Source organism: Mesorhizobium sp. M1A.T.Ca.IN.004.03.1.1 (genome assembly GCF_003997555.1).
GTDB lineage: Bacteria > Pseudomonadota > Alphaproteobacteria > Rhizobiales > Rhizobiaceae > Mesorhizobium.
Genome location: NZ_RZTV01000553.1, coordinates 1 through 260, shown reverse-complemented (window position 1 = coordinate 260; position 260 = coordinate 1). Strand labels below are relative to the sequence as shown.

Here is a 260-nt window from a genome sequence, read left to right as displayed (position 1 = left end):
TTTCGAGGCTGGCGGGGAGGGGCGGCTTCGGACGGTAGCGCAGGCGCCGGAGCGCATTCCGCATAGCGCCGGACATCCGCAGCACCGGGCCGGTATTGCCGTCTACTCGGCCGCGGCCTTTCGTGTCGTTAGGGCCGCCCATCTCAGCGATGAGCGCCACAGCTACTACACCCACAAGGAGTGGACGAGCACGAAGGGGCCGGGCCGGCTGTTCACGCGGTTCCCCGTTCTTTGCGCGGATGTTGAGACGCTCATCGCTG

Annotated in this window: 1 protein-coding gene; it reads left to right on the top strand. The window is 67.3% G+C overall.

What is annotated here, in order from left to right; all coding sequences use genetic code 11:
- Nucleotides 1-260, top strand: a 260-nt coding sequence (locus EOD29_RS36700) for a hypothetical protein (RefSeq protein ID WP_206520578.1), incomplete at both ends; no start/stop codon positions are given.